The sequence below is a fragment of the Flavobacterium sp. 11 genome (assembly GCF_002754315.1).
GTDB lineage: Bacteria > Bacteroidota > Bacteroidia > Flavobacteriales > Flavobacteriaceae > Flavobacterium > Flavobacterium algoritolerans.
Genome location: NZ_PEFE01000001.1, coordinates 1,775,499 through 1,801,595, shown reverse-complemented (window position 1 = coordinate 1,801,595; position 26,097 = coordinate 1,775,499). Strand labels below are relative to the sequence as shown.

Below are 26,097 nucleotides of genomic sequence, written 5' to 3'. Positions count from 1 at the left end.
TCTTGCCTGAAAGAGCGACCAAAGGAAGCTCCTTTTAGGCAATTAAAAACAAATTATTTTCACTGACAGGTTGTAGCGAAAAGCTGGAAAAAGCTCCTAAAAAATAAATTAGGATTTTTGAAAAGGAAATTTGTAACAAAAATTGTATTTTCGTGTCAAACTGCTATGATGTTAAAATTATTCAAAGAAAATATTCGAATTGCATTCGGTTCCATCAGGACACAATTGTTGAGAACCGTTCTTACTGTGTTGATTATCGCTATTGGAATCACAGCTTTAGTTAGTATTCTTACTGTTGTTTCTGCTTTGGAAAACACTATTTCCTCTGATTTTGCATCGATGGGAGCCAATACTTTTAACATCAATCAATACGAAAACACCACTCGAAATCGCGGTGGCGGAGAAAGAGAAATCATAAATCCAATCATTTCTTACCCTGAAGCGGTTGCTTTCAAAAACAAATACAAATATCCTTTTACCGAAACTTCGCTTTCTTTTACCGCAACTTCTGTTGCTGAAGTAAAATATGAGTCTTCTAAGACGGATCCCGAAAATACGGTTGTTGGTGTCGATGAATTTTTCGTTACTAACTCCGGATTAGAAACTAGTTCCGGACGTAATTTTACCAGATTTGACATCGATAATAATGCGTATGTATGTATTGTAGGTTCTGATTTTGAGAAAGGATTATTAAAAGACGTAAACCCTATTGATAAACTAATCTCGATTCGAGGAGCCAAATTTAAAGTTATCGGAGTACTGAAAGAAAAAGGTTCAACCTTTGGGAATAGTCAGGATTTAAGGATTTTAATCCCTATTCAAGTGGCCCGTTCCATGTTTACTGCGCCAAGCATAAATTACACCATGAGTGTCATGGTTTCTAAAAAAGAATTACTAGATGAAGCGATAGACAATGCGACAAGCACCATGCGCCGCGTTCGTAAATTAAGCCCGGTAAAAGACAATAATTTTGGCGTAGTTCGCAGTGATGACCTTATCAACAGAATCCTTGGAATCACAAAATATCTTGGACTTGCCTCGTGGCTTATCGGTATCATTACCGTTCTTGGATCTTCAATTGCTTTGATGAATATTATGATTGTTTCGGTAACGGAACGCACACGGGAAATAGGCGTTCGAAAAGCCTTGGGAGCCAAAAAAACAACGATTGCCTTTCAGTTTTTCATAGAAACATTACTTATTGGTCAATTGGGCGGATTAGTAGGAATAATTTTTGGAATCTTAATTGGTTTTGGTATTGCAACTGCCATGAGTTTTGCATTTGTAATTCCGTGGAGCGCAATTATGGCGGCATTCATAACCAGTTTTATGGTTGCTATCGCTTCCGGATTATATCCTGCGATAAAAGCAGCTATGCTGGACCCAATTGAAGCATTGCGATACGAATAGTTTGCAACAATAAACTTCATTGCGAACAAAGCAATCACATTTAATATTTTTCAAAAAAATTTGGGCGTGACCACATTAAAAAAAGGGGCTAACTAATCATACGTGTTAGTTGCCCCTTTTTTTAATGCGGTCGGGTCATCCGCGTTACAAGGTAACTTGCTTCTACCCCTCACGCAAACCCCGTAAATCCATAACTTTTGCATACACAATAACCAAAGTTAAATGCGATTGCTTCATTCCTTGCAATGACAACTAATCATCCTGTCATTTCCGTAAATATCTTTTCGTAATTCGATGTTTTTGAAATTCATTTTTTCAAGTAAATCAACCGTTTCTTTGCCTAGATATTGATTAATTTCAAAATACAATTGTCCGTTTTCAGATAGATTTTTCTGAGCCAATTCGGCTATTTTTTTATAAAAAATCAACGCATCATTATCTTCTACAAAAAGCGCCAAATGCGGTTCATTGTCCAATACATTTTTCTTAATTTCCTCTTTTTCCAGATTTCGAACATACGGCGGATTAGAAACAATAATATCAAATTGTTGCCTTAAATCTTCCGTTTCAAGAATGTTTTGATTGATAAAAGTAACTTCCACAGCATTGTGTTCAGCATTTTTTTTGGCTGTAGCCAAAGCCTTTTCAGAAACATCAATAGCAAAAACTGCTGCATTTGGAATATTCTTCGCCAATGAAATGGCAATACAACCGCTTCCGGTTCCAATATCAAGAATCTTTAGTCCCGAAGTTTCGGGATTAGACTTTTGGATTATTCGGTTATTAGATAAAATCCATTCGACCAACTCTTCCGTTTCGGGTCTTGGAATCAAGACATTCTCATTGACTTCAAAATCCAATCCATAAAAACTCGTTTTTCCTAAAAGATATTGTACTGGAATTTCCAGTTTCAATTGTTCCAAAATCGAATTCCAAACTACAATTTCTGCTTCCGAAAAAACCAAATCAGGATGCAACGCCAAGTCTATTCTTTTCAATTGATGCTTTTCTTCTAAAATTAAATAGAAAAAACTCTCTGCTTCACCCGCATCATAAATTGGAGTTAGTTCCTGAATAAATTGGGTTCTGTATTCTTTAATTTTAAAAGAGCTGTTTTTCATTTATAACTTATAATGTTTTCAACATCCAAACTGGACAACTGGTATGACCTGTGCTTCCCATAGGAGAACAAATGTATTCAAAACCTACTTTCTTATACAGTTTTTGAGCATCAAGCATAAAAGGCATTGTTTCCAAATAGCATTTTTCAAAACCAAAATCTTTGGCACTTTGCAAACATTTTTCCATCATTTGGCTTCCTATTCCTAAGCCTCTGGTTTCCGGCAGAAAATACATTTTTTGCAGTTCACAGATGGTTTCCGCTTCATTTTCAAGTGGTGCAACACCGGCAGAACCAATGATTTTTCCATCCTTTTCTACAACATAATAAACTGATTTTGGCTTACTGTATTCCTCAAACATTAAATCCAAATATGGATCTTCATAAGCCGTTCCTACTTTTGGAATATTTAATTCGTCAAAAACGGCTCTTATCAATTGCGCAACTGCTTGATTGTCTTCTTTTTTTATTTTTCTAATGCTGTAATTTTCCATTTTTATCAAAAACTAATTTTATATACAAAAGTAGAAATTGTTTATTGTTATTTTAGAAAGTTTCAAAACTAATCTCGTCCCGACCCCGAAGTTTCGGGACGGGATTGGGACTAAACTCAAAAATAACTACTTTTGTGTTGTGAAAATACATGAAAAATACATCCGACGCTGCATCGAATTAGCCAGAAATGGCTTGGGAACAACGTATCCAAATCCTTTGGTAGGCAGTGTTATTGTTTATGAAGACAAAATCATTGGCGAAGGCTGGCATAAAAAAGCTGGAGAACCACACGCCGAGGTAAACGCTGTGAATTCCGTAAAAGATAAATCGTTATTGAAAAAAGCGACTATTTATGTGAGTTTAGAACCGTGCAGTCATTTTGGCAAAACGCCGCCTTGTTGTGATTTGATAATCAAAAATAAAATTCCAAATGTAGTTATTGGAACTGTTGACCCCAATGTAAAAGTGGCAGGAAACGGAATCAAAAAACTAATGGAAGCCGGAATACAGGTAACCGTAGGAATTCTTGAAGAAGAATGCAATGAACTTAATAAAAGGTTTTTTACATTTCATGAAAAGAAAAGACCTTATATTATTTTGAAATGGGCCGAAAGTCAAGATGGTTTTATTGCGCCAAAGGAAAAATCAGAAAAAAAACCGGTCTGGATTACAAATCAGTATTCGAGACAATTGGTACATAAATGGAGAACGGAGGAACAAGCTATTTTGGTGGGAACTCAAACTGCCATTGATGACAATCCAAAATTAAACGCACGGGATTGGTACGGAAACAATCCGATTAGAGTAGTTCTAGACCAAAATAATCGCATTCCCAAAGACAATCATGTGTTTGATAGTCAAGTTAAAACAATCCTATTTTCTAAATCGAAACAATCTATTGAGAAAGAAAACTGTATCTTTGAGTATATTGATTTTGAACAAAACATAGCAACACAAGTAATAGAATCGCTATATAAGCATCAAATTCAATCCATTATAATTGAAGGCGGACGGCAAACTTTACAGACATTTATTGATGCCAATCTTTGGGACGAAGCTAGAATATTTGTTGGAAGTACCGAATTTAAGCAAGGAACCAAGGCTCCAAATCTTGCTAAAAACCAGTTCAAAAAACAATCTATTGGTAATGATCAATTAATACTATCTAGAAACTATGATTAATACTATAATTTTTGATTTTGGAGATATTTTTATCAACTTAGACAAAGAAGCTCCTATTGTTGCCTTTACTAAATTGGGCTTAAAAGAATGGACTGAGGATTTAGATGAACTCAATCTATCATTTGAAAAAGGAAAAATTTCTGAGCGTCAATTTATTGAAGGCTTCCAGAAACACATGCCTAATGCTTCAATAGACGAGATTAGAAGTGCTTGGAATACCATTTTATTGGATTTTCCATTGTACAGACTTGAATTTTTACAAATGCTTTCGCAAAAATACCGGTTGTTCTTACTAAGTAACACAGATGCAATTCACATCGATAAATTTCAGCACACAGCCGGAATGACCTTTTACAGAGAGTTTTATCAATGTTTTGAAAAAGTTTATTTTTCTTTTGAGTTAGGCATGCGAAAACCCGACGCCGAAATTTTCAATTACCTAGTAAAAAAACATGAGTTAACGCCAAAACGCACTTTGTTTATTGATGATAAAAAAGAAAATACCGACGCCGCACTTGCATTAGGATTTCAAGTATGGAATTTACAAGTAGGAAAAGAAGATGTTGTTCATTTATTTGACAAAAAAATAATTTAGAAAAGTAGCTTTTGGAATTTAAAGACACCTACAACACTATTGATTTTCCCTCTTCAGCAGTATTATTCAAAGAAAAAAACAGTAAATTTTTTGGTTATGCCTTTCCTATTCAATCAGAGGATGACGTAAAACCAATCATCGAAACCTTACGAAAACAACACCCTAATGCAGGCCATTTTTGTTATGCCTATCAAATAGGTGCTGATGTTATAACGTATAGAGCAAATGATGATGGCGAACCTAGTAATAGTGCAGGAATGCCTATTTATGGACAAATCCAGTCTTTTTCAGTAACCAATGTGCTTATTGTTGTCGTTCGAATATTTGGTGGCGTGAAATTAGGCGTTGGAGGATTAATCTCCGCTTATAAAACAACCGCACAAATGGTTCTTGAGACCTGTGAAATTGTCGAAAAAACGATAGATATTCATTTTACAATAACATTTGATTATAAGAATATGAATAAAGTAATGCGGGTAATTAAGGAAAAAAAGCTTGAAATTGTAAATCAAGAAATGGAAATAAATGAAGAATCAGGACTTCCGATAGGCAAAATTGAAATAAAAACTCGAAAAAAAAATGCCGAAATGGTATTCGACATTTTTAATTCAATGTTTGAAATCGATATAAAACGACTCTAATTTCTACTCAAAATTGCTGTTTTTATAATTTATTCTATTGTTTTTAAGAGTTCTAAAATATAATCCGGCGGAGCGGTAGGACGACCTGTTTTTAAGGACACAAAAACAAGGATAAATTGGGCAGTTGTTAATAACTCATCAGACTCATTATAAATAGCGCAATCAAATTCTATCTTCACAGAACTCTGACTTTTGAAAATCGTATGAACCGTGAGCAACTCATCGTAGCGAGCTGATTTTTTATAATTTATATTCATGGAAACTATTGGAAGCGCAATTCCACTTTCCTCCATGCTTTTATACGAAATCCCTTTGTTTCTAAGCCATTCCACTCTTCCTATCTCAAAATAAGGGATGTAATTTCCATGATAAACAACGCCCATTTGATCCGTTTCGGAGTATCGTACCCTAACTTGTATTTGATGATCTTTCATTAATTATGTATTAAAATTTTTAAATTTAAAAAGCTCCTTACAACAATAATTTGGAAAATTATTGTCCAATATATTTTTTTTTACAGAAATTTGTTCACATATTTGTTACCCCGATAAATAATAAAAAAACATCTTTTTTTTTGTAAGATAACAATTACCAATTAAAAATAATTTAACAGAATATATGAACAAAACTGCTCAATCAGTATGGGAAAACTGTTTGTCTTTCATAAAAGACAACATTCAGGATCAAGCTTACAAAACTTGGTTCGAACCAATCAAATCAGTTGAACTTACCGATAACGCATTATATATTCAAGTTCCAAGTAAATTTTTCTACGAATGGCTAGAAGAACACTACGTAAAATTATTAAAAGTGGCGCTTACCAAAGAACTGGGTAAAAACGCAAAGTTACTCTATAAAATCAGAATGGAAAACACTTATGGCAACAAACAACCGTTTACGGAGCAATTGCCAAGTGCCAACAGAGTTCCTATGAAGCCGCAAGAAGTTGATGCTCCATTTAAAAACTTAAACCCAGAATTAAAAAATCCTTTTGTAATCCCGGGAATCCGAAATTTAAAAATTGAATCTCAACTGAATGCAAATTACAGTTTTGATAATTTTCTGGAAGGTGATTCTAATAGATTAGCGCGTTCTGCAGGTATGGCTGTTGCCAATAAACCTGGAGGAACTTCGTTTAATCCGCTATTGATTTTTGGAGGAGTTGGACTAGGAAAAACACACTTAGCACATGCTATTGGTGTGGAAATAAAAGACAAATACCCTGAAAAAACAGTTTTATACATATCAGCTGAGATTTTCACACAACAATATATTGACTCGGTAAAGAAAAACAACCGAAATGATTTCATCCACTTCTATCAATTAATTGACGTTTTAATTATTGATGATGTCCAGTTCCTTTCCGGAAAATCTGGAACGCAGGATGTTTTCTTCCATATTTTCAATTATTTACATCAAAATGGCAAACAGGTAATCTTGACATCAGACAAGGCGCCAGTTGACATGCAAGATATTGAACAACGATTGTTATCTCGTTTCAAATGGGGATTGTCTGCTGAATTGCACCAACCGGATTATGAAACCAGAATTTCTATCCTAAAAAATATATTGTACAGAGATGGTGTTGAAATCCCTGAAGAAATAATAGAATATGTTGCCCGCAACATCAAATCCAATGTAAGAGAACTGGAAGGAGCCATCATTTCCTTGATTGCACAATCTTCATTCAATAAAAAAGAAGTTACACTTGAACTTGCTAAAAGTGTTGTAGAAAAATTTGTTAAAAATGTAAAACGAGAAATTTCTATCGATTACATTCAAAAAATTGTTTCGGATTATTTCCAATTGGATTTAGAAACATTACAATCAAAAACCAGAAAAAGGCACGTTGTTCAGGCCAGACAATTGGCAATGTTTTTTGCAAAAAAATTCACAAAAGCATCTTTAGCAAATATTGGTTCTCAAATTGGGGACAGAGATCACGCTACCGTATTACACGCCTGTAAAACCGTTGATAATTTAGTTGCTACTGACAAACAATTCAAGAAATTTGTTGAGGATATCAATAAAAAATTAACGCTGTAAACGCATCATGCCCGTGAAAATTTTAATGGTTTGTTTAGGCAATATTTGCCGATCACCCTTGGCCGAAGGCATATTGGCCTCAAAGCTCCCAAAAAATAAATTCAAAGTTGATTCAGCAGGAACTGGTTCTTGGCATGTTGGCCATAAACCTGATGATCGATCCGTTGCTGTAGCAAAAAAAAATAAAATAAACATTTCAGATCAAAAAGGAAGACAATTCAGCAAATCTGATTTCGATTCATTTGATTACATCTATGTAATGGATAATTCTAATTACGACGATGTTATTGAACTTGCCGAAAGTCAAGAACATAAACAGAAAGTCCAACTCATTTTGGATGAATTATTTCCAAACGAGAAAGTAGATGTTCCAGATCCTTATTTTGGTTTACCCAATGGATTTGAAATAGTGTATAATATGCTTGATGAAGTTTGCGATGTAATTGCAAAAAAGCTAATAGACAAACATCAATAATCTTTGGATTTAAAATTTTCAGAAGAAATCAACAGGAAATTTACTTTAGAAACGTAAAAATACAGCAATGCAAACAACTACTTTATTAGGAAAACTGTACTTAATCCCTACTACAATGGGCGATTGCGATCCAATGGATGTGTTGCCTCAAACCGTAAAAAGAAGTATTGATTTCATTGATTATTATATTGTTGAAAACGAAAAAACAGCCCGAAAATCTATTAAAGGCGTACATCCTGAAAAGAAACAATCGGAGCTAAAGCTTTTTGTATTAAATAAACATACCGAAATCAAAGAGCATTTAGATTTCATTAAACCTTTATTAGAAGGGAAAAATATGGGATTAATGAGCGAAGCAGGCTGCCCTGGTGTTGCTGATCCCGGTGCAGTTATTGTAAAATTAGCACATGAAAAAGGAATTCAAGTTATACCGTTAGTTGGACCTTCTTCTATTCTTTTGGCGATGATGGCTTCAGGAATGAATGGACAAAGTTTTACGTTTAATGGTTATTTACCAATAGAAAAAGGAGAAAAAAAGACAGCTCTGAAAAATTTGGAAAAATTATCTCAGGAGAAAAACCAATCTCAAATATTCATAGAAACTCCGTATCGAAATAATAAAATGCTGGAGGATATCTTGCAGGCTATTAATCCCGCGACTCACCTTTGTATTGCTACTGACATTACTTTACCAACAGAATATATCAAAACCCTGAGAGCTTCTGATTGGAAAAAAGTAAAAGTGGATTTACACAACCGCCCTACTATTTTCATCATTCACAAAATGTAACTTTCCTCATTTTGAAATTTAAAAATTGGTTTTTAAATCTCATTTAAAGACCAATCGCTTTTCCAAATAGTATAAAAACACTTCTTTTTTAGTGCTGCAATTTCATTTCAAAATTAAATATTTTGAAAGGTTTCCTCATGTCAATTAGACAACCTAAAAAATTCCTTACTAAAAGATCCTTTTTTATATCGAATGAGTAAATATGGCTTTGTTTCCTCGCTATTGCAAATGGATTTTCCTGCTAAAAAACTCCCATAAAACGGCTATTTATATTAACATTAATTACAAAAAAATTAACCTACGTACCTATAAAAAAAAGCTAATTTTACTAATGCCCACAGTCATTTTTTGATTCAAAATTCAAAAAATAAAACTACTGATGTTATGAATTATAATGATCTAAATAAATTACAAACAACAAAAAGGGGAAGAAATGAATTAAGCCTTACTAATTATTTTTATCATTAATGTATTATGTATTAGACCATTAATTCAAAAACAAAGTATCATGAAATCATATATAATTGTTTTATTTTTTTTATGCATAAGCACACTATCTTATTCCCAAGATAAAGAAGTTAATTCAGGGCAAGGAAATATTAAAATGGAAAATTTACCGGGAGTTGTTATTAAAAGTGCCGGTAAGGATTTTTCCATATACTTACCTGATAGAAACCCAGATAAAAGTGTAAGAGCACTTGAAGAAAAATTCATAGCCTATGATTTAGGGAGAGATTATGAAGGATTTGAAAATTATTTGGTGATTATGGAAACCAGTAAAGGCACATTGACTGCAACATATAATGAAAATGGTAAATTGACTAGTGTAATTGAAAACTATAAAAATATAAAACTTCCTAATAGTGTAATTTATTCCATTTACAAAACATACCCAGGTTGGCAGATTATAAATGACAAGTATCTATATTCTCAAAAAGAAGGTGATATTATTAAAAAAGAGTACAATCTTAAGATAAAAAAAGGCAATGAAGTTCGAAAATTAATTGTCAAACCAGATGGTGAAATTGTCAAAGGAAATTAAACTACTAACAACCATAAAGAAAAAGCTACCGAACTGGTGGCTTTTTTTTTTAGCATACGATTTGGCAAATAAATACAAAAACGCAATACCTTAAATTTTTGATAATTATCAGTTCCCAAAAAATTAAAATTAGGATTAAACTACTACTTTTATAAAGTAATCAACGTTATTTTTTTATGAGTAAACTACCAAATATCAGCACGAGTATTTTTACGGTTATGTCAAAAATGGCAGCTGAATATAACGCCATCAATCTTTCACAAGGTTTTCCAAACTTTCCCGTTGACGAAAGATTAACTGATATTGTTGCCAAACTGGCGAAAGAAAATGTGCATCAATACACTCCAATGTCTGGTTATCCTCCATTATTATCAAAAATAGCGACACTCGTTAAACACTCCTATAGAAGAACTATTCAGCCCGAAACGGAATTGCTGGTTACTGCCGGAGCAACACAAGCTATTTTTACCACTATAACGGCTTTGGTAAAAAATAATGATGACGTAATTATCTTAGATCCAAGTTATGATTGCTATGAAGCACCCGTCTTATTGTGCAACGCAAATCCAGTTCGGGTAGCACTGAATGATGATTATACTTCAAATTGGGAAATTATCGAAAAGGCATGTACTCCAAAAACCAAAATGATTATAATTAATAATCCGCATAATCCAACGGGGAAAATCTTGGCGAAATCAGATTTTGAATCGTTGGAAATCCTGTTGGAAAAATATCCGGATATCATACTTCTTTCTGATGAAGTCTATGAGTACATCACTTTCGAAGAAAAACATATTTCGGCTCATACACGTGAGAAATTATTAAATCGTAGTGTGATGGTTTCCTCTTTTGGAAAATCATTCCATGTTACGGGATGGAAAGTTGGTTATTTAGTAGCGCCGGAATACCTGATAAAGGAAATCAAAAAAGTGCATCAGTTTTTAGTTTTTAGCGTAAATAGTATTTCTCAAATTGCTATTAGCGAGTATCTAGACATCGTTTCTATTGCTGAAATCGGGAAATTATATCTAGAAAAACGAGATTACTTTAGACAATTATTAAAAAATAGTCGCTTCGAACTCATGCCTTGCGAGGGAACTTATTTTCAGGTGGCTTCTTATGCAGCTATATCAAATGAGAGCGATGTTGATTTCTGTAAACGCCTCATTACTGAACATGGCGTGGCTGCAATTCCTATTTCTACTTTTTATACCGATGGAAAAGACCTAAAATTAGTTCGGTTTTGTTTTGCCAAAGACAATGCTACGCTGGAAGAAGCTGCTAAAAGATTGTGTGCGATTTAAAAGAAACGATTTTGTTTTTTTTATTATGCATGCATACTATTTAATTTATTATATTTACAATAAAAAAATATCAAAAATATGAGTTATACAGATAAAATGTTACGTGACGATGCCCTGAAAGGCAAAGTGATTGTCGTAACCGGAGGCGGAAGCGGTTTAGGAAAAGCAATGACTAAATATTTCTTAGAATTAGGGGCGCAAGTAGCCATTACTTCAAGAGATTTAGAAAAACTGAAAAACACTGCAGCAGAACTGGAAACGGAAACAGGCGGAACTTGCCTTCCTATTCAATGTGATGTACGCCATTATGAAGAAGTCGAAAATATGCTCCAAGAAGTTTTGAAAGCTTTTGGTAAAGTGGATGTTTTACTGAATAATGCTGCCGGAAACTTTATTTCTCCAACCGAAAGATTATCTGCTAATGCTTTTGATACTGTAATTGATATTGTTTTAAAAGGCACCAAAAACTGTACCCTTGCTTTTGGAAAACATTGGATTGACACCAAACAAAAATCATCTACCATCTTAAATATTGTTACGACTTACGCTTGGACAGGTTCTGCTTATGTGGTGCCAAGTGCTACTGCAAAAGCCGGAGTTCTTGCTATGACACGAAGTCTTGCGGTAGAATGGGCAAAATACGGAATTCGTTCTAATGCAATTGCTCCGGGACCGTTCCCAACTAAAGGAGCGTGGGACCGATTATTACCAGGAGATTTAGCCGAAAAATTTGATATGGCTAAAAAAGTGCCATTAAAACGTGTAGGAGATCATCAGGAATTAGCCAATTTAGCGGCTTATTTGGTTTCTGATTTTTCAGCGTATGTAAATGGTGAAGTCGTTGTTATTGATGGTGGCGAATGGTTGAAAGGAGCCGGTCAATTCAATATTCTGGAAGCTATTCCCGAAGAACTTTGGGATCAGTTAGAAATGATGATTAAAGCAAAGAAGAACAAATAATAGTTTTATACAAAAACAAAAAAGAGAGTCACTTGGCTCTCTTTTTTTAGTTGACACTACTAAATATTTTAGTAAACATCCTATTTTATAAATTTAACCATTAAGAAATTAAGAAGAATTAAGAAGTTGTGCTTAATTTTTCTTAATTTCTTAATGGTTAAAAAAGAGTTTTTAATTTTTATTGTTTTCCAAGGCAAGTAAAATTTCACTTTTCAGCAAACCACTTCCACCGCCATAATGCTGAACAATAATTATATTTGGATTCTGTTTATTGAAAAAAGTGCACAAATTAGTTTCACTTTCTTCTTGAATTCCGGAACCTAACAATACAAGTGAAAAATCTTTTCTTATAAAAATCTCCTTAGCTTCCTCATCGTTCATAACGCCTACTCCATTCCAATTCTCGTTTGCATTTATTAATCGGATTACAGTTGCCAAGATTTCGAGATGTCTTCCTATGTATAAAATATTTATGGTTTCCATCATTCCAATTTTTAAAAAACACAAACCTCAAGAGAAATAATTCTTTGAGATTTGTGCTTATTTACTTTAAAATTATTGTTGCACAAATTGCAATTCGATATTCAAACGAACTTCTTCGCTTACTAAAACACCACCAGTTTCAAGAGCCGAATTCCAGTTTAATCCCCAATCTTTTCTGTTGATTTTTCCTTCTAATGCAAGTGCTATTTTAGTATTCCCCCATGGATCTTTCATTAATCCGCCATATTCTGCAGCTAATTTCACTGATTTTGTAACACCGTGTAAGGTTAAATCACCAACCAATTCATATTCACCTTCATTAATTTTGGTGAAAGAAGTAGCGCTAAATTTAATTTCTGGAAACTGTGCAGCATCAAAAAAATCCGGACTCAATAAATGAGTATCTCTATCTGCATTTCCAGTTGTTATCGAATCAATTGCTCCGGTAAATTCAATTTTTGCGTTTTCAAAATCGTTATCTTCTGCTTCAATCGTTGCGTCAAATTTTGAAAATTTACCTGAAACATTAGTGAACATCATGTGTTTCACTTTAAAACCAATTTCTGAGTGTGTTGGGTCAATTACCCATTTTGTTGTTGACATAGTATTATTTTATTTATTATTAGTTATTTCTATTATTCATTTATTTAATTACAATTTCATCGGTACTTCCATCAAAAGGATTTCAGCATTGGCAGAATTAGCGGTAATTTTAATACTATTGGTATCCCAAATTCCTAATCCGTCACGTTCATTTAAAGCAATGTCCCCTATGGTAAAATCTCCTTTCAAAACAAAAGCATAAATTCCATTTCCCGGTTTTTTCAATTCATATGAAGTAGAAAAATCATTGTCAAATTTCCCAATATGAAACCAAGCATCCTGATGAATCCAAACGCCTTCATCTTCAGGATTTGGCGATAAAATTTGTTGTAATTTATTGTGACGATCGTTTAAATCTAAAGTGATTTGGTCATAACGAGGTGTTACATTTTTCTGATTTGGATAAATCCAAATCTGCAAAAACTTAACCAACTGATCTTTGTTTTTATTGTATTCACTGTGAAAAATCCCCGTACCGGCGCTCATCGCTTGAATATCACCTTCTTTGATTACGGTAGTATTTCCCATACTGTCTTGGTGTTCTAAATCACCTTCAAGCGGAATAGAAATAATTTCCATATTGTCATGCGGATGTTTCCCAAAACCCATTCCTTGATTGACTCTGTCATCATTCAAAACACGCAACACACCAAAATTCATACGTTCTGGATTGTGATAATTTGCAAAACTAAAAGTGTGATAGGATTCTAACCAACCGTGATTGGCATGACCGCGAGTTTCCGCTTTATGCAAAACGGAATGTGTAATTGCTCCTTCTATAATTTTATCTGTATTTTCCATTGTTCTGTTCTTTAATATTGTGGTACAAAGTTGCGTCAAAAAAAAAGCGCATGCATTGAACTAGGACAAGAAATGAAAAATAACGAGAATTTAGTGTTTGGCGATTTTAGTCCTTATTTTACTAAGAAACTCCGCCGAAATACCCAAATAAGACGCAATATAATGCTGGGCAACGCGCTGTGAAAGTGTAGGATAATGTTCGAGAAATTCTAAATATTTCTCGGTGGCAGTTTTAGAAATGGTGTAAAACAAGCGTTCTTGGGTTACCGCAAGATTGCGTTGCATCAGGATGCGGAAAGCGCGTTCAAACTTTGGTGCTTTGACGAATAGTTCTTCTTTACTGTCTGGACTGAACATAAAAAATTCGCAATCTTCCAATGTTTCGATATACACACGACTCGGTTTATCTTCATAAATACTAAAAGAAATATCGCTTATCCACGCATTTTCAATGGCAAATTGTAGAATGACTTCAAAACCATTGGCATCAATATAATATTTGCGGACACAACCTTTGATAACAAAAGCTTCAAAATTGCACATCTCGCCTTCATGAAGTAAAATTGTTTTCTTAGGAACCGTTTTATATTCCAATAAAGAATTGAAAATTTCTAATTCTTTCGGTTCAAAAGTAACATAGCGACTTATATTTTTATTGATTTGTGAATACAAAGCAGTCTGTTTTAGAAACTAAAGATAGAAAAAAATGTCAATTAACAACGACCAATAAATATATTAAATTAGCAAGATTTCCTCAAAAAATAAAATCCACTCCCAATTAAATTCCTATTTTTGTCGGGATAAAATACATAACAAAAAAATTATGCTCATTATAGGAATTGCAGGTGGTACAGGAAGCGGAAAAACAACCGTTGTACATCAAATCATGAATGAATTACCCGAAACCGAAGTAGGAATTATTTCGCAAGACTCGTATTATAAAGAAAATCACGGACTATCATTTGATGAAAGAGCATTAATTAATTTTGATCATCCGCGTGCCATTGATTTCGAATTATTGGTCACTCACCTTAAAGAATTAAAAGAAGGAAACAACATTCATCAACCCGTTTATTCGTTTGTGACACACAATAGAACGGACGATACCGTTTTCACACATCCTCGAAAAGTGATGATTGTCGAAGGGATTTTAATTTTGGCAAACCCAGAATTAAGAGAATTATTTGATGTAAAAATATACGTTCATGCTGATTCTGACGAACGATTAATCCGTCGTATGAAACGCGATATTGCTGAACGTGGCCGAGATATGCATGAAGTAATCAACAGATATCAAACAACATTGAAGCCAATGCACGAGCAGTTTATAGAACCAACCAAAGCATTTGCAGACATTATTATACCAAACGATAAATACAATACAGTAGCCATTGATGTAGTTCGTGCGGTAATAAATCAAAAAATTCTATAATTTAATTGTAATTTTAGTGTAATAATTATTAGGAGCTATTTCCCGCTTTCCGTTTCAATCTTTTAGTAGGTGCATCTTCCTTCGTCATCATCACCTACTAAAAGGATTTTCACTGTAATCGGGGCTAAAAAAATAAAAAATGACAAATCCGTATAAAGACAAACCTTGGTTTAAATTTTTAAGTAACAAATATGTCTGGGTGTTGTTATTTTTTGCTACTTGGATGATTTTTTTGGACAACTATTCCTATTTCGGACATCGTGTTTTAGACAAACAAATCAACGAATTAGAAGACAATGCCAATTATTATAAGGAAGAAATAAAAAAGGACCAAGAGAACATCAAGCAATTAAAAAATTCAGAACAGATAGAAAAATACGCCCGAGAGAAATACTATATGAAAAAAGATAGTGAAGATATTTATATCATTGAATTCGAAGGTGACACGATTGAAAAATAAAACACCAAGTTTCAGCTCATTTCCAATAGGAAAAAGCTGGAATTAGGAAAACCATAAACAAAATGACAACAAATCTTTTCGATGATTTCAATCCCATTTCCTCCAAGCAATGGAAACAAAAAATCCAATTTGAACTCAATGGAGCGGATTATAATGAAACCTTAGTTTGGAATTCTCCCGAAGACATCCAAGTGAAACCTTTTTATCACAAAGATGAGTTTGCCAAAGCTTTCTCAGTAACTACAAAAGCGACAAATTTCAAAATTTGCCAAAACATATTTGTTTATGATATTGAAAAATCTATCGAAAGAGCATTAGATTCCTTGAGTCGTGGTGCGGACAGCCTTCGTTTTACAATAGAAAACGAATCGATTGATGTTACCAATCTATTGGAGAAATTACCTTTAGAAAAAGTTATTGTTTATTTTAATCTGGGGTTTATTTCAATCGATTTCGTTAAAAAAATAGATGCATTTGCAAAGAAAAATAATACTACTATTTTCTGTAATCTGGATCCAATTGGACAATTAGCCAAAGATGGAAACTGGTTTACAACCAAAGAAAAAAATAATTTCGAAACACTGAATTTACTTTCGACTGCAACACCATCTGTATCGTTAATAAGCATTAATGCGGCATTGTATCAAAATGCAGGTGCCAACATGGTGCAGCAAATTGCCTATAGTTTAGGACATGCCAATGAATATTTCAACAGGGTTGAAGCTATAAACAAACCCATTGTTTTTGAAGTTGCCGTGGGGACAAATTACTTTTTTGAAATTGCAAAACTGCGTACTTTACGATTACTTTTTAATCTGATTGCCAAAGAATACAACCACAACTTAGATTGCAACATCATTGTTTCGCCTACAAAACGAAACAAAACTTTATACGATTATAACGTGAATATGTTGCGTACCACAACTGAATGTATGAGCGCAATTATTGGAGGAGCGGATGCTATTGCTAATTTACCATACGATGCATTATACCACAAAGACAATGAATTTGGTGACCGAATTGCCCGAAACCAATTGTTGATTCTCAAAAACGAAAGTTATTTTGATAAAGTTAATAATCCGGCTGACGGCAGTTATTACATCGAAAATCTTACCAATCAATTAGCTGAAAAATCGTTGGCTTTATTCAAAGATATAGAGGCAAATGGCGGTTTCTTGAAACAACTTAATGATGGAATCATCAAAAGGAAAATTCAGGAAAGTGCTGATACGGCTCAAGCATTATTTGACAACGGTAAAGAAATTTTATTGGGAACAAACAAACATCCCAACAAACAGGATAAAATGAAACACGATTTAGAGCTGTTCCCTTTTGTAAAAGTCAAACCAAGAAAAACATTGATTACACCAATAATCGAAAAACGTCTGGCAGAAAAAATAGAACAAGAGCGACTTGGTCTTGAATAAGATTCAGCAATTTCGACTAATCAAAATTAAAAATTCATCAGCATTCGTGTAATTCGGGACTAAACAAATGAAAAGAAAAGATTTACAACATATAAAATTAGAAAGTACATCGTTGAAAGTGGAGAATGAAAATTCTTTGGCTGATGCATTTCTAACCGCAGAAGGAATCGAACTAAAACCAACGTATTCGGAACAAGATATTGAAAATCTTACTCATCTTGATTTTGGAGCTGGTTTTGCACCAAATTTACGCGGACCTTATGCAACAATGTACGTCCGCAGACCTTGGACCGTTCGCCAATATGCAGGATTTTCAACTGCTGAAGAAAGTAATGCTTTTTACAGAAGAAACCTTGCAGCGGGTCAAAAAGGACTTTCCATCGCTTTTGATTTACCTACTCATCGCGGCTACGATTCCGATCATGAACGTGTGGTAGGAGATGTAGGAAAAGCTGGAGTTGCGATTGATTCCGTGGAAGATATGAAAGTATTATTCGACCAAATTCCGCTAGATGAAATGTCAGTTTCTATGACGATGAATGGCGCTGTTTTACCTATTATGGCTTTCTATATTGTCGCCGCCGAAGAACAAGGTGTAAAACCCGAGTTACTTTCCGGAACAATACAAAATGACATTCTGAAAGAGTTTATGGTGCGTAACACGTATATTTATCCGCCAACGCCTTCGATGAAAATCATTGCTGATATTTTTGAATTTACCAGCAAAAAAATGCCCAAATTCAACTCGATTTCCATTTCAGGATATCACATGCAAGAAGCGGGAGCCACTGCTGACATTGAATTAGCTTACACTTTGGCCGATGGATTGGAATACATTCGAACTGGATTAGCGACCGGAATGAAAATTGATGAGTTTGCACCAAGATTATCCTTTTTCTGGGCGATTGGAATGAACCATTTTATGGAAATTGCCAAAATGCGTGCAGGAAGAATGATATGGGCAAAACTGGTGAAACAATTTGAACCAAAAGACGATAAATCATTAGCCTTGCGAACCCATTGCCAAACTTCGGGTTGGAGTTTAACCGAGCAAGATCCTTTTAATAATGTGGCACGAACCTGTATTGAAGCAGCCGCAGCCGCTTTTGGAGGAACACAATCTTTACATACCAATGCTTTGGATGAAGCCATAGCTTTACCAACGGATTTCTCGGCAAGAATTGCCAGAAACACGCAACTCTATTTACAAGAAGAAACTAAAATCACCAAAACTGTTGATCCATGGGCCGGTAGTTATTACGTAGAAAGTTTGACGAATGAAATCGCCGAAAATGCTTGGAAGCTTATCGAAGAAGTGGAAGAACTGGGCGGAATGACGAAAGCCATTGAATCTGGAATTCCGAAACTTAGAATCGAGGAAGCGGCCGCAAGAAAACAAGCAAGAATAGACAGCGGACAAGATATTATTGTGGGTGTGAATCAATATAGATTAGAAAAGGAAGATCCGTTACAGATTCTGGATGTGGATAACCAAATGGTTCGCAAGCAACAATTGGAACAATTAGACCGAATCAAAGCGACTCGAGATACTGAAAAAGTCCAAAATTCATTAAAAAAACTAACCCTTTGTGCGCAAACAGGAGAAGGTAATTTATTAGAAATTGCCGTTGAAGCCGCTAGAAACCGAACAACATTAGGAGAAATCAGTGATGCATTAGAAGCGGTTTTTGGAAGATACAAAGCACAAATTAAATCCTTTAGCGGTGTGTATAGTAAAGAAATAAAAGACGACAAGAGTTTTGAAAAAGCAAAACAATTAGCAGATGAATTTGCTAAAAAAGAAGGACGTCGCCCTCGAATAATGATTGCCAAAATGGGACAAGACGGGCACGATCGTGGTGCAAAAGTTGTGGCTACCGGTTATGCCGATGTTGGTTTTGATGTAGACATTGGTCCACTTTTTCAAACACCAGCCGAAGCTGCCAAACAAGCCGTAGAAAACGACGTGCATATTTTAGGAGTTTCTTCTCTAGCGGCCGGACACAAAACTCTTGTGCCGCAAGTAATTGAAGAACTAAAAAAATACGGTCGAGAAGATATTATGGTGGTTGTAGGCGGAGTAATTCCTGCGCAAGATTACCAGTTTTTATTTGATTCTGGTGCTGTTGCCGTGTTTGGGCCAGGAACAAAAATTAGTGAAGCTGCCATTAAAATATTAGAAATTTTAATGGGCAGTTTCGAATAAAAAAGAACACTATAATTTTCAATTCTATCTAAAGCACTAATCAAAAGATTGGTGCTTTTTTTGTTTTTTATTAAAAAGGAAGAACATACTATTCCTATTAAAAAAGAAATGATTTAACTGATTTTATTAACATAAGTTATGGTATAAATTAACGCAAAAAACTGAATTAAAAAGCTAAATTTACATAAGCATATTCATTTTTGTTAAAAATTTAAAATTGTAAATTACTGATATATAGATAATTAAACAACTAAAAAAGGGGAAGTAAAACAGCAAGCCTTAGACTATATTAGTTTATTACAATTACGAAAAATCATTAATTAATTTAAAACTTAAATATTATGAAAGCACTTATTATTATACTTTTTTTAAGCGTTACTATAGCATCATACTCACAAGAAACTCCAAAGGGAAAAATTAAAATCGAAGAATTACCTGGCGTAGTTATTAAAAGAGTTGGCTCCGATTTTTCTGTTTATATTCCTGACAACAATCCTGACCAAAGAGTACGAACTGTAGAAGAAAAATTTATTGCCTTTGATTTAGGTAAAGATGCTGAAGGGTTTGAAGAATACCTTGTAGTAATGGAAGTAAAAAATGGCTCTTTGACCGCAACTTACAATGAAAACGGAAAACTAATACGCGTTGTGGAAGAATTCAAAAATGTAAAACTTCCCGGGGAGGTTATCTATTCTATTTACCGAGCATATCCCGGTTGGTCAATTGTAAATGACAGTTTCCTTTATTCACAGGCAGAAGGGGATATTATCAAAAAACAATATAACATTAAAATCAAAAAAGATAAGGAAACCATGAAATTAGTGGTGCGTCCGAATGGGGAAATTCTTAAAGCGAAATAAATTTGATTTAGAATCAAAAAAAAGGCTGTCTAAAGTAATTTCAGACAGCCTTTTATATTTTGTTTAAACTATTAAATCTGTATGTTTTTTACATTTGCATTGCCATCAGCAACAATAAATGAAGTATCATAACCACCAAATAGTTTCATATACGTTCTTATGGAAGTTCCGTAAGCGTCTCTAAAATAGCGCTTACCCTTATTTTTAAAATACTTTTTTACTGATCCTGCACCGCCTAGATGAGCCGCAGCTAAAATTCCAGATTCAGTAACGTGTATTCCGTTGAGAATTGTTCCTTCGTATTTTTCAATCTCCTTTTTCAGTTCCCATTTATTTTTAGCCAAAAGTGCGATAAATGCTTTTTCCTGTAATTCAGGACTATTTAAAAAAGTAGAACTATTACGAACTCCAACAGACTTTAAAGTCTCAATACCAAATTGGTATTTCCCTAAATATCCTAAAGAATTGATTTTTCTATATTTACTTTCAGATTCTCTGTATCCGATTGCTTCCTTAAAGCCAACGAAAAAATTTCCAGTAAAAGGGATGTTCAAATTGATGTAATCTTCTTGCTTTTCAGAAGGAAATAAGTAGTGTGTTCCTTCTTCTTCATTGATAAGAAACCAAGGGCTGGTTTCTAAGTTAAACGGTTTAAAACCTGAGCTTAAAAAAACTGTAATTACAGTCAGACTAGTGTAAAAATACCACTTCTTTATCATAAATTGTTTTTCTTCAAAACGCTGTCCCGTTAAGAAATTTCTATGCGCAAAGATACAACAAAAATAATTATACTGATAATCAAGTAGTTAAACTTTTCTAAAAATAGATTAAGTGGTATTTTATATCGTTTAAGTGCACAAATTCAATTGTAGGTGCAGGAATCTTAACGGTATTAAGAACGGAGAAAACGGTCTTCAAAAAATGGGATTTAGTCTTAATTTTTGTCAAATCTACATCCAAACTCAGGTAAAATTGTCTGAATCTTTTTGGATTAGAAGTTAAAATAGGGGGTGTATCTTCTTTATTTCCGGTTATCATACCATCAGCCCCATAACCCAAGGCCAAGTTAAGCCATTTTGGTATTTTTGAGCCTTTAGCGAAAGAATGCAAATTGATCGAGAGCCAATAGGTTTGTCCATTATAGTCTTTTAGAATCTGTTCTGTAAATGAACTTCCTAAAACTTCAGGTCTGTAACCGGCATATTTTGTAGTATGAAAAGAAAATTTAGGCGTAATACGCTGTTCCTTCCATATTAATTCTTGTGAAACATATAAAGCTGTCCCGGAAGCATTTGCCACAACATCACCTAATGAAGCGCCCCATTCAGAGGAATATCCATCTAAAACCTCAACTGCAGTTAAAAATGCAAAGCCTAAACCCGCTCCATACAGCAATTGATTTTTTTTATTGGCACCACTCCATTGTAGCATTTCGGCACCAAATCGTCCCAAATGATACGACGAAAATACATGACCGGCTTTATCCATTTGTAGCCACTCAGCATTGTCATTTATAAAATGAAAATCAGATTTGGGATACTCGGCGTACCAAGCTTGATTCAAAGCTATTAAAGTTCCCGTAGCCAAAACTGCTTCGGAAATAATAACTGTATTTTGTCTTTTGATATCTAAAGAATCGGATGGTTTGAAGAAACTATCCGCTGTATTTTGAGCAAAACCAGTTTGGAAAATCATCCAAAACAGCAACAAAAAGACAACTTTTTTATTCCGCCCCAAAACTATCTTTTTACGCCTTGGCTGTTGATCCAATCCGAATATTTTTTGGCGTTTTTATTGTGTTCCTCTAATGTAGCGGCAAACTCGTGGTATCCAAAACGCTCTACACTGGCGCAGAAGTAGATGAAATTATTTTTCTCAGGATCTAAAACAGCTTCTAATGCTGTAATATCAGGCATAGCGATAGGTCCCGGAGGAAGTCCCACATTCATATACGTATTGTACGGATGACTCATTGTCAAATCATTGTAAAAAACCCTTTTGATGACTTGGTCAAAATCATTCGATTTCTTTTTCATCGCAAAAATAACGGTTGGATCTGCTTGCAATGGCATTTGCGCTCTTAAACGATTCAAATACACGCCTGCAATTCTAGGTCTCTCGTCTTTTTTAACGGATTCTTTGTGTACGATTGAAGCCAAAATAGTCGCTTCAATAGGAGTTAATCCTTGTTTTTGTGCTTTGGCAACTCTTTCTTTATTCCAAAAATTACGGTATTCCTTGATCATTTTATCGCGAAACTTTTCAGCAGTAGTATTCCAATAAATCTCATACGTATTAGGAATAAACATTACCAAAACATTCTCTTCGTTAAAACCGTTTTCTTTCAAGAAAATAGAATCTTTAAATGAAGTCAGTAATGATAAACTGTCAGCTTCTATTTGAGAACCTACACGTCCCGCTAAATTCTCCACGCGTTCTTGATTATTGAATGCCAATTTCACGGGCGAATTAAGTCTTAAGGTTTTTACCAATTCATAACTGTTCATTCCTTTTGTGAATAGAAAACGACCCGGAATTACATTATCAGAATAGCCTCTTTTATTTGCCACCATTTCAAAACGGTCCATATTCTCAACATACGGCGCAATTATTTTTTTAACATCTTCGTATTTAGAATCCGTTGGAACGTAGACATATACTTCTTTATCGGTAAATTTTGTATTGGCAGAAAAAATTTGTTTCAACAGTATTAATCCATAAATCATTAATATTGATATTAAAACAACAGAAGCAATGGTGATAATTTTCTTAATATTCATAGGTGGTATTGTTATTTTTTGGAATCAGAACCGTGTCATTCTTCCTATTTATTTGATTTTGAAACGATACTGATTCAAAACTAAAAAATTTAAAATTTAGTATTGATTAATTGAAAAATAGCTTCGTCTTTATAAACGCCGTTCACAAAGGTCCAGTCTTTCTTGACGCCTATTATTTCGAATCCAAATTTAGTAAAAAGTGCTTTACTAGCTTCATTTTCGGTTCCTATATTTGCATATAATTGGTGTAAATTAAGATTACAAAAAGCATATTCAATTAATAACCCCAAAGCTTCCGAACCAATATTCTGTTTTCGATTTTCATTGTTTTGAATAACAATACCAACTCCTGCCCTGTTATTCTTTGGATCAAAATCAAATAAATCGATTAAACCTAAGGCCGGAAAATCCTGATCCTGACAAATAGCCAATCGCAATTGCTTGGCTTCATAAATATCCTGATGGGCATTTTCTAAATATTGTTTGACTAAAAACCGGCTGTAAGGCGTGTGCGTATTACTGACTTCCCAAATACTCTGGTCGTTTTCTATGGCATAAACAAACTCCAAATCATTGGGTTCTAATGCACGAATATAGATATTGTCGCCTTTTAATGTTTTCATTTTTGATTTAGAATTTGTTTAAATCTCAATCGTTCCTTTAAATACAAATTCTGCTGGTCCTTTCAAGAAAACGTCTGTAAAATGTCCTTCTTTTTTATCAAAAGAAACGACTAATTTTCCGCCTTCCACATTCAAATCAATGGAAGAAGCAGCTGTTTTTCCCAGCACGTTCATCGCAATTGCTACTGCTGTAGCGCCTGTTCCACAAGAAAGTGTTTCATCCTCTACGCCTCTTTCATAGGTTCGCAGCGAAAAAGTGGTATCGTCAATTTGTTTGACAAAGTTGATGTTGCTTCCAGCTTTTCCGTACAAATCTCCGTATCGAATAGCAGCTCCGTTTTCCTTTATATTGTAATTTTCTAAATCGTCTACCAGTTGCACATGGTGTGGCGAACCGGTATTCAGAAACACATGATCTGAACTCACTTTTACCTCGTCAACATCAATCATTTGAAGTGAAACCAATCCGTCATCCGCAATTGCAGCGTGGTGCAAACCATCTGTCGCGATAAAAGTAGTTTCATTCTCGATTACTTTCAGCTTTTTGGCGAAAGCCACTAAACAACGTCCACCATTGCCACACATAGAACTTTGGTTTCCATCAGAATTGTAATAGACCATTTTAAAATCAGTTTCAGGGTCATTTTCCAATAAAATAAGACCATCTCCCCCTATTCCAAAACGTCTGTCACATAAATGCGCGATTAATTGTGTATTCTCCTTTGGAAAAAACTCTGAACGATTATCAATCATGACAAAATCATTTCCTGTCCCTTGGTATTTATAAAATTCTAGTTGCATTTTAATTGAATTGAGTTCTACAAAATTACGAATTATTAATGAAATGTTAATCATTGTTAAAGAGCGTTAAACTGTATTTTACGAACCTAATTTAGTTTTATTTTTACGGGTAAATATCTTAATAAACGAATTTAATTATGAAAAATTTTTCAACACTTTTTTTGGTTTCCCTGTTGAGCGGAGTAGTAACACTAGGTTCATACAAATTATTATTTGACACCAATGGATATTTTTCTAATGATAAAAATTCAGGAGTCACAATGGCATCCGATTCTTACGGAAAGAAAGTAGGATTATCATCGGATGTACTTGATTTTACTGAAGCTGCAGAAAAAACCATCCATACGGTTGTACACGTAAAAAACGTTTCCCGCAGAACGATTACGAATCCCATTTTAGAATATTTTTATGGGTATAAAGGAGGACAATCCCAGGAACAAGTAGGAACAGGTTCCGGAGTAATCATTTCTGAGGACGGCTATATCGTTACGAACAATCACGTTATTAAAGGTGCATCAGAAATTGAAATTACATTAAACAACAAAAAATCATATGTGGCAAAACTCATTGGAACCGATTCTAAAATGGACATTGCCTTATTGAAAATTGATGCGAATGAAAAATTACCGTATACTGTTTTTGCCAATTCTGATTCGGTTAAAGTGGGCGAATGGGTTTTGGCAGTCGGAAATCCATATAATTTGACTTCCACGGTAACCGCTGGAATTGTTTCGGCTAAAGCCAGAGATTTAGACACCAGCGGAATCCAATCTTTCATACAAACTGATGCTGCGGTAAACCCAGGAAACAGTGGTGGTGCCCTAGTCAACACGCGTGGTGAACTGATAGGAATAAACACGATGATTTCCTCGATGACCGGTTCTTATGTAGGCTATTCGTTTGCAGTTCCTTCGAATATCGCTCGAAAAATCATTGAGGATCTCATGGAATTTGGGAATGTGCAACGTGGAATTCTTGGGGTTGAAGGAGGAGAATTGAACAGCATTAGTTCTAAAGAATTAGGCATAACACAAACGCAAGGATTCTACATTAATAAAGTCACTAAAAATTCCGGTGCCGAGAAATCCGGATTAGGAAAAGGCGATGTTATCATCAAATTAGACGAACAAAATGTGGCTACGTTTGCGGATCTTTCCGGGTACATCAATACGAAAAGACCGAATGATAAAGTTCAGGTTACCTATATTAGAGATGGAAAAACTAGAGTGGTTCCTGTAGTTTTAAGCAAAAATGAATTTTTCAATGCTGAATTCAAAGGCATCGAATTAGAGAACATTGAAGCCGCTGACAAAAAGAAGTTTAAAATTGATTACGGTGTACGAATCAAATCCATAAGCAGCCAAAACTTGAAACAATACGAAGACGAATTAATAGGAAATATTATTTTGAGTATTGACAATGTAAAAGCTACCGATGTGGAAACCGTTTCTAAACTTTTAAGTAAAAAAGAAGAAAGCCAAACGGTACGTATCGAAATGATTAATAAAAATGGAGAAATTATGCGTGTGATTCTCTAACGCATTCCCGTTTAAAAAAATCA

28 protein-coding genes are annotated in these 26,097 nt (G+C 34.3%); 16 read left to right on the top strand and 12 right to left on the bottom strand.

The window, feature by feature from the left end; genetic code table 11:
* The first annotated feature begins 165 nt into the window (after positions 1-165).
* Positions 166-1,410 (top strand): ABC transporter permease, encoded by a 1,245-nt coding sequence (locus CLV00_RS07890; protein ID WP_199074771.1) that lies wholly within the window; start codon positions 166-168, stop codon positions 1,408-1,410.
* A 233-nt stretch (positions 1,411-1,643) separates the two neighbouring features.
* Here CLV00_RS07890 and prmC read toward each other — a convergent pair whose 3' ends face one another.
* Positions 1,644-2,531, bottom strand: coding sequence for a peptide chain release factor N(5)-glutamine methyltransferase (gene prmC / locus CLV00_RS07885; RefSeq protein ID WP_099714596.1), 888 nt, complete (start codon positions 2,529-2,531; stop codon positions 1,644-1,646).
* 7 nt (positions 2,532-2,538) lie between these two features.
* The gene (locus CLV00_RS07880) at positions 2,539-3,024 is read right to left on the bottom strand and encodes a GNAT family N-acetyltransferase (RefSeq protein WP_099714595.1); all 486 of its coding nucleotides are present in this window, start codon (positions 3,022-3,024) and stop codon (positions 2,539-2,541) included.
* Between the two features lie 139 nt (positions 3,025-3,163).
* On the opposite strand from CLV00_RS07880, the gene ribD reads away from it, so the two are divergent.
* From ribD to CLV00_RS07865, 3 genes are read left to right on the top strand one after another with little or no spacing between them, the layout of a single operon-like run.
* A complete protein-coding gene (gene ribD / locus CLV00_RS07875; RefSeq protein ID WP_099714594.1) occupies positions 3,164-4,207 on the top strand; it encodes a bifunctional diaminohydroxyphosphoribosylaminopyrimidine deaminase/5-amino-6-(5-phosphoribosylamino)uracil reductase RibD in 1,044 nt (347 codons plus the stop codon).
* On the top strand, positions 4,200-4,802 hold the full coding sequence (locus CLV00_RS07870; protein ID WP_099714593.1) for an HAD family phosphatase: 603 nt from the start codon (positions 4,200-4,202) through the stop codon (positions 4,800-4,802). Before ribD ends, CLV00_RS07870 begins: the two co-directional genes overlap by 8 nt.
* A gap of 11 nt (positions 4,803-4,813) precedes the next feature.
* Complete coding sequence (locus CLV00_RS07865; protein ID WP_099714592.1) at positions 4,814-5,443, top strand: YigZ family protein; 630 nt, start codon at positions 4,814-4,816, stop codon at positions 5,441-5,443.
* A gap of 29 nt (positions 5,444-5,472) precedes the next feature.
* Here the strand turns inward: CLV00_RS07865 and CLV00_RS07860 are convergent, their stop codons facing one another.
* Entirely contained in the window at positions 5,473-5,877 is a 405-nt protein-coding gene (locus CLV00_RS07860; protein ID WP_099714591.1) for a thioesterase family protein, read from the bottom strand.
* A gap of 184 nt (positions 5,878-6,061) precedes the next feature.
* On the opposite strand from CLV00_RS07860, the gene dnaA reads away from it, so the two are divergent.
* From dnaA to CLV00_RS07830, 6 genes are all read left to right on the top strand, one after another.
* A complete protein-coding gene (gene dnaA / locus CLV00_RS07855; protein WP_035674283.1) occupies positions 6,062-7,489 on the top strand; it encodes a chromosomal replication initiator protein DnaA in 1,428 nt (475 codons plus the stop codon).
* A gap of 7 nt (positions 7,490-7,496) precedes the next feature.
* Positions 7,497-7,964, top strand: coding sequence for a low molecular weight protein-tyrosine-phosphatase (locus CLV00_RS07850; protein ID WP_099714590.1), 468 nt, complete (start codon positions 7,497-7,499; stop codon positions 7,962-7,964).
* Between the two features lie 67 nt (positions 7,965-8,031).
* Entirely contained in the window at positions 8,032-8,754 is a 723-nt protein-coding gene (locus CLV00_RS07845) for an SAM-dependent methyltransferase (protein WP_099714589.1), read from the top strand.
* Positions 8,755-9,262: 508 nt separating this feature from the next.
* Positions 9,263-9,796 (top strand): hypothetical protein, encoded by a 534-nt coding sequence (locus CLV00_RS07840; RefSeq protein ID WP_099714588.1) that lies wholly within the window; start codon positions 9,263-9,265, stop codon positions 9,794-9,796.
* A gap of 176 nt (positions 9,797-9,972) precedes the next feature.
* Positions 9,973-11,100: a methionine aminotransferase gene (locus tag CLV00_RS07835; RefSeq protein ID WP_099714587.1), complete on the top strand. Its 1,128-nt coding sequence runs from the start codon at positions 9,973-9,975 to the stop codon at positions 11,098-11,100.
* A gap of 78 nt (positions 11,101-11,178) precedes the next feature.
* Positions 11,179-12,060: an SDR family oxidoreductase gene (locus tag CLV00_RS07830; RefSeq protein WP_167547431.1), complete on the top strand. Its 882-nt coding sequence runs from the start codon at positions 11,179-11,181 to the stop codon at positions 12,058-12,060.
* Positions 12,061-12,231: 171 nt separating this feature from the next.
* Here the strand turns inward: CLV00_RS07830 and CLV00_RS07825 are convergent, their stop codons facing one another.
* From CLV00_RS07825 to CLV00_RS07810, 4 genes are all read right to left on the bottom strand, one after another.
* Positions 12,232-12,546, bottom strand: coding sequence for a hypothetical protein (locus CLV00_RS07825; protein ID WP_099714586.1), 315 nt, complete (start codon positions 12,544-12,546; stop codon positions 12,232-12,234).
* 69 nt (positions 12,547-12,615) lie between these two features.
* Complete coding sequence (locus CLV00_RS07820) at positions 12,616-13,146, bottom strand: YceI family protein (protein WP_099714585.1); 531 nt, start codon at positions 13,144-13,146, stop codon at positions 12,616-12,618.
* 48 nt (positions 13,147-13,194) lie between these two features.
* Positions 13,195-13,947, bottom strand: a complete 753-nt coding sequence (locus CLV00_RS07815) for a pirin family protein (RefSeq protein WP_099714584.1) — start codon at positions 13,945-13,947, stop codon at positions 13,195-13,197.
* 90 nt (positions 13,948-14,037) lie between these two features.
* The gene (locus CLV00_RS07810) at positions 14,038-14,619 is read right to left on the bottom strand and encodes a Crp/Fnr family transcriptional regulator (RefSeq protein ID WP_099714583.1); all 582 of its coding nucleotides are present in this window, start codon (positions 14,617-14,619) and stop codon (positions 14,038-14,040) included.
* Between the two features lie 151 nt (positions 14,620-14,770).
* Here CLV00_RS07810 and udk point away from each other — a divergent pair, with 151 nt between their 5' ends.
* The 5 genes from udk to CLV00_RS07785 all read left to right on the top strand — a co-directional run bounded on the left by udk (position 14,771) and on the right by CLV00_RS07785 (position 20,332).
* A complete protein-coding gene (gene udk / locus CLV00_RS07805) occupies positions 14,771-15,379 on the top strand; it encodes a uridine kinase (protein ID WP_099714582.1) in 609 nt (202 codons plus the stop codon).
* Between the two features lie 139 nt (positions 15,380-15,518).
* Positions 15,519-15,839 carry a septum formation initiator family protein gene (locus CLV00_RS07800; RefSeq protein WP_099714581.1) on the top strand — a complete coding sequence of 107 codons (321 nt, stop codon included), beginning with the start codon at positions 15,519-15,521 and terminating at the stop codon, positions 15,837-15,839.
* A 62-nt stretch (positions 15,840-15,901) separates the two neighbouring features.
* Positions 15,902-17,266, top strand: a complete 1,365-nt coding sequence (locus tag CLV00_RS07795) for a methylmalonyl-CoA mutase subunit beta (protein ID WP_099714580.1) — start codon at positions 15,902-15,904, stop codon at positions 17,264-17,266.
* A gap of 67 nt (positions 17,267-17,333) precedes the next feature.
* Complete coding sequence (scpA, locus tag CLV00_RS07790) at positions 17,334-19,472, top strand: methylmalonyl-CoA mutase (RefSeq protein WP_099714579.1); 2,139 nt, start codon at positions 17,334-17,336, stop codon at positions 19,470-19,472.
* Positions 19,473-19,813: 341 nt separating this feature from the next.
* Entirely contained in the window at positions 19,814-20,332 is a 519-nt protein-coding gene (locus tag CLV00_RS07785) for a hypothetical protein (RefSeq protein WP_099714578.1), read from the top strand.
* A 71-nt stretch (positions 20,333-20,403) separates the two neighbouring features.
* Here CLV00_RS07785 and CLV00_RS07780 read toward each other — a convergent pair whose 3' ends face one another.
* From CLV00_RS07780 to dapF, 5 genes are all read right to left on the bottom strand, one after another.
* On the bottom strand, positions 20,404-21,051 hold the full coding sequence (locus CLV00_RS07780; protein WP_099714577.1) for a peptidoglycan-binding protein LysM: 648 nt from the start codon (positions 21,049-21,051) through the stop codon (positions 20,404-20,406).
* Between the two features lie 97 nt (positions 21,052-21,148).
* Positions 21,149-22,027, bottom strand: a complete 879-nt coding sequence (locus tag CLV00_RS07775; protein WP_099714576.1) for a DUF2279 domain-containing protein — start codon at positions 22,025-22,027, stop codon at positions 21,149-21,151.
* A gap of 44 nt (positions 22,028-22,071) precedes the next feature.
* Complete coding sequence (gene mltG, locus CLV00_RS07770) at positions 22,072-23,112, bottom strand: endolytic transglycosylase MltG (protein ID WP_099714575.1); 1,041 nt, start codon at positions 23,110-23,112, stop codon at positions 22,072-22,074.
* 89 nt (positions 23,113-23,201) lie between these two features.
* Positions 23,202-23,735: a GNAT family N-acetyltransferase gene (locus CLV00_RS07765; RefSeq protein WP_099714574.1), complete on the bottom strand. Its 534-nt coding sequence runs from the start codon at positions 23,733-23,735 to the stop codon at positions 23,202-23,204.
* 18 nt (positions 23,736-23,753) lie between these two features.
* Positions 23,754-24,536 (bottom strand): diaminopimelate epimerase, encoded by a 783-nt coding sequence (gene dapF, locus CLV00_RS07760; protein ID WP_099714573.1) that lies wholly within the window; start codon positions 24,534-24,536, stop codon positions 23,754-23,756.
* Between the two features lie 137 nt (positions 24,537-24,673).
* Between dapF and CLV00_RS07755 the strand changes: the two genes are divergently transcribed.
* Positions 24,674-26,074 (top strand): S1C family serine protease, encoded by a 1,401-nt coding sequence (locus CLV00_RS07755; protein ID WP_099714572.1) that lies wholly within the window; start codon positions 24,674-24,676, stop codon positions 26,072-26,074.
* Positions 26,075-26,097: the final 23 nt, after the last annotated feature.

What these genes read in the sequence shown, in the direction of transcription:
- CLV00_RS07835 (WP_099714587.1), top strand. Translation starts at nt 9,973, where the DNA reads ATGAGTAAACTACCAAATATCAGCACGAGTATTTTTACGGTTATGTCA.
- scpA (WP_099714579.1), top strand. Translation starts at nt 17,334, where the DNA reads ATGAAAAGAAAAGATTTACAACATATAAAATTAGAAAGTACATCGTTG.
- CLV00_RS07890 (WP_199074771.1), top strand. Translation starts at nt 166, where the DNA reads ATGATGTTAAAATTATTCAAAGAAAATATTCGAATTGCATTCGGTTCC.
- udk (WP_099714582.1), top strand. Translation starts at nt 14,771, where the DNA reads ATGCTCATTATAGGAATTGCAGGTGGTACAGGAAGCGGAAAAACAACC.
- CLV00_RS07825 (WP_099714586.1), bottom strand. Translation starts at nt 12,546, where the DNA reads ATGATGGAAACCATAAATATTTTATACATAGGAAGACATCTCGAAATC.
- CLV00_RS07820 (WP_099714585.1), bottom strand. Translation starts at nt 13,146, where the DNA reads ATGTCAACAACAAAATGGGTAATTGACCCAACACACTCAGAAATTGGT.
- CLV00_RS07860 (WP_099714591.1), bottom strand. Translation starts at nt 5,877, where the DNA reads ATGAAAGATCATCAAATACAAGTTAGGGTACGATACTCCGAAACGGAT.
- prmC (WP_099714596.1), bottom strand. Translation starts at nt 2,531, where the DNA reads ATGAAAAACAGCTCTTTTAAAATTAAAGAATACAGAACCCAATTTATT.
- CLV00_RS07880 (WP_099714595.1), bottom strand. Translation starts at nt 3,024, where the DNA reads ATGGAAAATTACAGCATTAGAAAAATAAAAAAAGAAGACAATCAAGCA.
- CLV00_RS07785 (WP_099714578.1), top strand. Translation starts at nt 19,814, where the DNA reads ATGAAAGCACTTATTATTATACTTTTTTTAAGCGTTACTATAGCATCA.
- CLV00_RS07840 (WP_099714588.1), top strand. Translation starts at nt 9,263, where the DNA reads ATGAAATCATATATAATTGTTTTATTTTTTTTATGCATAAGCACACTA.
- CLV00_RS07775 (WP_099714576.1), bottom strand. Translation starts at nt 22,027, where the DNA reads ATGATTTTCCAAACTGGTTTTGCTCAAAATACAGCGGATAGTTTCTTC.
- CLV00_RS07830 (WP_167547431.1), top strand. Translation starts at nt 11,179, where the DNA reads ATGAGTTATACAGATAAAATGTTACGTGACGATGCCCTGAAAGGCAAA.
- CLV00_RS07870 (WP_099714593.1), top strand. Translation starts at nt 4,200, where the DNA reads ATGATTAATACTATAATTTTTGATTTTGGAGATATTTTTATCAACTTA.
- dnaA (WP_035674283.1), top strand. Translation starts at nt 6,062, where the DNA reads ATGAACAAAACTGCTCAATCAGTATGGGAAAACTGTTTGTCTTTCATA.
- CLV00_RS07795 (WP_099714580.1), top strand. Translation starts at nt 15,902, where the DNA reads ATGACAACAAATCTTTTCGATGATTTCAATCCCATTTCCTCCAAGCAA.
- CLV00_RS07800 (WP_099714581.1), top strand. Translation starts at nt 15,519, where the DNA reads ATGACAAATCCGTATAAAGACAAACCTTGGTTTAAATTTTTAAGTAAC.
- CLV00_RS07850 (WP_099714590.1), top strand. Translation starts at nt 7,497, where the DNA reads ATGCCCGTGAAAATTTTAATGGTTTGTTTAGGCAATATTTGCCGATCA.
- CLV00_RS07755 (WP_099714572.1), top strand. Translation starts at nt 24,674, where the DNA reads ATGAAAAATTTTTCAACACTTTTTTTGGTTTCCCTGTTGAGCGGAGTA.
- dapF (WP_099714573.1), bottom strand. Translation starts at nt 24,536, where the DNA reads ATGCAACTAGAATTTTATAAATACCAAGGGACAGGAAATGATTTTGTC.
- CLV00_RS07815 (WP_099714584.1), bottom strand. Translation starts at nt 13,947, where the DNA reads ATGGAAAATACAGATAAAATTATAGAAGGAGCAATTACACATTCCGTT.
- CLV00_RS07765 (WP_099714574.1), bottom strand. Translation starts at nt 23,735, where the DNA reads ATGAAAACATTAAAAGGCGACAATATCTATATTCGTGCATTAGAACCC.
- mltG (WP_099714575.1), bottom strand. Translation starts at nt 23,112, where the DNA reads ATGAATATTAAGAAAATTATCACCATTGCTTCTGTTGTTTTAATATCA.
- CLV00_RS07780 (WP_099714577.1), bottom strand. Translation starts at nt 21,051, where the DNA reads ATGATAAAGAAGTGGTATTTTTACACTAGTCTGACTGTAATTACAGTT.
- CLV00_RS07845 (WP_099714589.1), top strand. Translation starts at nt 8,032, where the DNA reads ATGCAAACAACTACTTTATTAGGAAAACTGTACTTAATCCCTACTACA.